Origin of the sequence: Actinomyces sp. oral taxon 170 str. F0386 (genome assembly GCF_000195595.1) — a bacterium.
Lineage (GTDB): Bacteria > Actinomycetota > Actinomycetes > Actinomycetales > Actinomycetaceae > Actinomyces.
In genome coordinates this window covers 1-5,204 of record NZ_GL882513.1, presented here as the reverse complement: position 1 = coordinate 5,204, position 5,204 = coordinate 1, and the positions used below count along the sequence as shown (strand labels likewise).

Annotated in this window: 2 rRNA genes; both read left to right on the top strand. The window is 59.5% G+C overall.

From position 1 onward, the window contains the following. The first annotated feature begins 22 nt into the window (after positions 1 to 22). Positions 23 to 1,581, top strand: a 16S ribosomal RNA gene (locus HMPREF9056_RS01940). Between the two features lie 417 nt (positions 1,582 to 1,998). Beyond that, positions 1,999 to 5,187, top strand: a 23S ribosomal RNA gene (locus tag HMPREF9056_RS01935). The 16S and 23S rRNA genes sit together here, the layout of an rRNA operon. The last annotated feature ends 17 nt before the right edge of the window (positions 5,188 to 5,204 follow it).

The following is a 5,204-nucleotide window of genomic DNA, read 5'->3' as shown; positions in this document are numbered from 1 at the left end:
TTGGTTGGGGTTTTGTTGGTTTTGTTTGGAGAGTTTGATCCTGGCTCAGGACGAACGCTGGCGGCGTGCTTAACACATGCAAGTCGAACGGTGAAGCGCCTTCCTTTGTGGTGGGTGTGGATGAGTGGCGAACGGGTGAGTAACACGTGAGTAACCTGCCCCCTTCTTCTGGATAACCGCATGAAAGTGTGGCTAATACGGGATATTCTGTGCCTGCTGCATGGTGGGTGTGGGAAAGATTGCGCCTTTGGGTGTTTTTGGTGGGGGATGGGCTCGCGGCCTATCAGCTTGTTGGTGGGGTGATGGCCTACCAAGGCGGTGACGGGTAGCCGGCCTGAGAGGGTGGACGGTCACACTGGGACTGAGACACGGCCCAGACTCCTACGGGAGGCAGCAGTGGGGAATATTGCACAATGGGCGCAAGCCTGATGCAGCGACGCCGCGTGAGGGATGGAGGCCTTCGGGTTGTGAACCTCTTTCGCCAGTGAAGCAGGCCTGTCCCTGTGTGGGTGGGTTGACGGTAGCTGGATAAGAAGCGCCGGCTAACTACGTGCCAGCAGCCGCGGTAATACGTAGGGCGCGAGCGTTGTCCGGAATTATTGGGCGTAAAGAGCTCGTAGGCGGCTGGTCGCGTCTGTCGTGAAATCCTCTGGCTTAACTGGGGGCTTGCGGTGGGTACGGGCCGGCTTGAGTGCGGTAGGGGAGGCTGGAACTCCTGGTGTAGCGGTGGAATGCGCAGATATCAGGAAGAACACCGGTGGCGAAGGCGGGTCTCTGGGCCGTTACTGACGCTGAGGAGCGAAAGCGTGGGGAGCGAACAGGATTAGATACCCTGGTAGTCCACGCCGTAAACGTTGGGCACTAGGTGTGGGGGGCCTTTTCCGGGTTTTCCGCGCCGTAGCTAACGCATTAAGTGCCCCGCCTGGGGAGTACGGCCGCAAGGCTAAAACTCAAAGGAATTGACGGGGGCCCGCACAAGCGGCGGAGCATGCGGATTAATTCGATGCAACGCGAAGAACCTTACCAAGGCTTGACATGTGCCGGTTTGCTTCGGAGACGGGGTTTCCTCCTTTGTGGGGGCTGGTTCACAGGTGGTGCATGGTTGTCGTCAGCTCGTGTCGTGAGATGTTGGGTTAAGTCCCGCAACGAGCGCAACCCTTGTCTCGTGTTGCCAGCACGTTGTGGTGGGGACTCGCGGGAGACTGCCGGGGTCAACTCGGAGGAAGGTGGGGATGACGTCAAATCATCATGCCCCTTATGTCTTGGGCTTCACGCATGCTACAATGGCCGGTACAGAGGGCTGCGATACCGTGAGGTGGAGCGAATCCCTTAAAGCCGGTCTCAGTTCGGATCGGTGTCTGCAACTCGACACCGTGAAGTTGGAGTCGCTAGTAATCGCAGATCAGCAACGCTGCGGTGAATACGTTCTCGGGCCTTGTACACACCGCCCGTCACGTCATGAAAGTCGGCAACACCCGAAGCCCGTGGCCCTATGGGGAGCGGTCGAAGGTGGGGCTGGTGATTGGGACGAAGTCGTAACAAGGTAGCCGTACCGGAAGGTGCGGCTGGATCACCTCCTTTCTAAGGATAGGTTGTGTGGGGGTGGCTTCCTGGTTGTTTGTTGTTGTCTGGGCCGTGGGTGGTCTGGGCCGGCCGGGAGGCTGCGTCCGTGGAAGGCAGCTGGCTGTTGCTCTTGCTTCTCGCTTGTGTGGCGGGGGTGGGGGTGGCTGGTTGTGTGTTGGTGTAGGAGACACGCCCGCTGCTGCCTGTTTTGGTGGTGGTGGGTGCTCTCGCGTGCGTGGTGTTTGCGTGTGTGGGGGTGGCATGCTGTCGGGGTTCTGGGGTAGTGCGCCCTGGTTGCCTGGCCTGCTTTTCTGCTTCCCTTTGTTGTGGGTGGTGGGGTGTGGGTGTGGGTGGGTTGGTTGTGAACTGTATAGTGGACGCGAGCATCTTACTGTAAGTTTTCTGCGGCAATGTTTGTTTTGTCGTGTGTTGTTGTTGTTTGTTTTTTTGAGCGTTCGGTGGATGCCTTGGCATCAGGGGCCGATGAAGGACGTGGTGGCCTGCGATATTCCTCGGGGAGCCGGCTGGCGGGCTGTGATCCGAGGGTTTCCGAATGGGGGGACCCGGCACGAGTTATGTCGTGTCACCTGCATCTGAATTGTATAGGGTGTGGGGGGTGACGCGGGGAAGTGAAACATCTTAGTACCCGTAGGAGAAGATATTCCGTGAGTAGTGGCGAGCGAAAGCGGATGATGGTGAAACCGTGTGCGTGTGATACTCGGCAGGGGTTGCGTGTGCGGGGTTGTGGGGCTGTCCTGTGGTCTTCTGCCGGAGGCCGGGCGCGTGTGCTGGCCGGTAGCCGAAATTGTCTGGGAAGGCGTGGCGTAGTGGGTGATACCCCCGTAGGTGGAACTGGTTGGTGCGTGTCTGGGATGGTGTGCCCGAGTAGCACGGGGCTCGTGGAATCCTGTGTGAATCTGCCAAGACCACTTGGCTGCCTGAATACCTCCTGATGACCGATAGTGGATGAGTACCGTGAGGGAATGGTGAAAAGTACCCCGGGAGGGGAGTGAAATAGTACCTGAAACCGGGCGCTTGCAAGCCGTCAGAGCCTCCCATGCTTGTTGTGTGTGGGGGTGGTGGCGTGCCTTTTGAAGAATGAGCCTGCGAGTCAGTGGCGTGTCGCGAGGTTAACCCGTGTGGGGTAGCCGTAGCGAGAGCGAGTCCGAACAGGGCGAGTGTAGTGGCGCGTTCTGGACCCGAAGCGGGGTGATCTACCCATGGCCAGGTTGAAGCACGTGTAAGAGCGTGTGGAGGACCGAACCCACCTAGGTTGAAAACTGGGGGGATGAGCTGTGGGTAGGGGTGAAAGGCCAATCAAACTCCGTGATAGCTGGTTCTCCCCGAAATGCATTTAGGTGCAGCGTCGCGTGTTGCCCGGCGGAGGTAGAGCTACTGGGTGGCTGATGGGCCCCACAGGGTTACTGACGTCAACCAAACTCCGAATGCCGTGCGGGTTGTAGCGTGGCAGTGAGACTGCGGGGGATAAGCTCCGTGGTCGAGAGGGAAACAGCCCAGATCGCCGGCTAAGGCCCCTAAGCGTGTGCTAAGTGGGAAAGGATGTGCGGTCGCGCAGACAACCAGGAGGTTGGCTTAGAAGCAGCCATCCTTGAAAGAGTGCGTAATAGCTCACTGGTCAAGTGATCGTGCGCCGACAATGTAGCGGGGCTCAAGCACACCGCCGAAGCCGCGGACCCACAGCGTTTGTTCCCTTCACTGTCCCGTCTTGTGGGGGTGGTGGCAGGGGTTGTGGGTGGTAGGGGAGCGTCCTGCACCGGGGGAAGCCTGTGGGTGACTGCTGGTGGACGGTGCGGGAGTGAGAATGCAGGCATGAGTAGCGATACTAGGGTGAGAAGCCCTAGCGCCGAATGACCAAGGGTTCCAGGGCCAGGCTAGTCCGCCCTGGGTGAGTCGGGACCTAAGGCGAGGCCGACAGGCGTAGTCGATGGATGACGGGTTGATATTCCCGTACCGGCGAAGCACCGCCCATGCTGACGCGCGGGTGCTAACCCACGCCGTGCCGCCATATAGGCCGCGCCTACTCCTTTCGGGGGGTGGTGTGGTTGTGGTGGTGGGGTCTGGGGATCCTCCGTGCAGGTAGGCAAGCGTGTTAACAGGGGTGACGCACAGTGGTAGCCCGGCGGACCTGATGGCTTGGTCCGTTCAAGCGCGCAGCCCGCCGCCCAGGTAAATCCGGGGGGCTGTCTTTGATGACGGGGGTGAGGCGTGATGGTGACCCCACGCTGGTGGGGGATAGCAGGGTGATCCTGGGGTGCCGAGAAAAGCCTCGACGCGATGGTGCCAGCCGCCCGTACCCTAAACCGACACAGGTGGTCGGGCAGAGTATGCCTAGGCGCACGAGTGAATCATGGTTAAGGAACTCGGCAAAATGCCCCCGTAACTTCGGGAGAAGGGGGGCCCGAACCCTGAGGCCCCGTGCGGGCTAGGGGGGTGGGTCGCAGAGACCAGGGGGAAGCGACTGTTTACTAAAAACACAGGTCCGTGCGAAGCCGTAAGGCGATGTATACGGACTGACGCCTGCCCGGTGCTGGAAGGTTAAGAGGAACCATCAACCCCCCTTTTGTGGGGGTGAAGTGGTGAATTTAAGCCCCAGTAAACGGCGGTGGTAACTATAACCATCCTAAGGTAGCGAAATTCCTTGTCGGGTAAGTTCCGACCTGCACGAATGGCGTAACGACTTCCCCGCTGTCTCAACCATGAGCTCGGCGAAATTGCAGTACGAGTAAAGATGCTCGTTTCGCGCAGAAGGACGGAAAGACCCCGGGACCTTTACTACAGCTTGGTATTGGCGCCCGCTATAGCTTGTGCAGGATAGGTGGGAGACGTTGAAGCCGCCACGCCAGTAGCGGTGGAGTCGTCCTTGAAATACCACTCTGGTTATGGCGTGCGCCTGAACCTGGGCCCGTGATCCGGGTTAGGGACAGTGCCTGGTGGGTAGTTTAACTGGGGCGGTTGCCTCCTAAAGTGTAACGGAGGCGCTCAAAGGTTCCCTCAGCCTGGTCGGCAACCAGGTGTCGAGTGCAAGTGCACAAGGGAGCTTGACTGTGAGACCGACGGGTCGAGCAGGTACGAAAGTAGGAACTAGTGATCCGGCGATCCCGTGTGGGTGGGTCGTCGCTCAACGGATAAAAGGTACCCCGGGGATAACAGGCTGATCCTGCCCAAGAGTCCATATCGACGGCATGGTTTGGCACCTCGATGTCGGCTCGTCGCATCCTGGGGCTGGAGCAGGTCCCAAGGGTTGGGCTGTTCGCCCATTAAAGCGGTACGCGAGCTGGGTTTAGAACGTCGTGAGACAGTTCGGTCCCTATCCTCTGCGCGCGCAGGAGACTTGAGAAGGCCTGTCCCTAGTACGAGAGGACCGGGACGGACGAACCTCTGGTGTGCCAGTTGTCCCGCCCGGGGCACGGCTGGTTGGCTACGTTCGGGACGGGTAACCGCTGAAAGCATCTAAGCGGGAAACCATCTTCAAGACAAGGTCTCCACAAGAAGGACTCGTCCTTCTTGGTAGGCCCCCAGCAGACTACTGGGTTGATAGGCCAGAAGTGGAAGACCGGCAACGGTTGGGAGCTGACTGGTACTAATCGGCCGACACAAACAACACCCCCCACCCGCCCGCC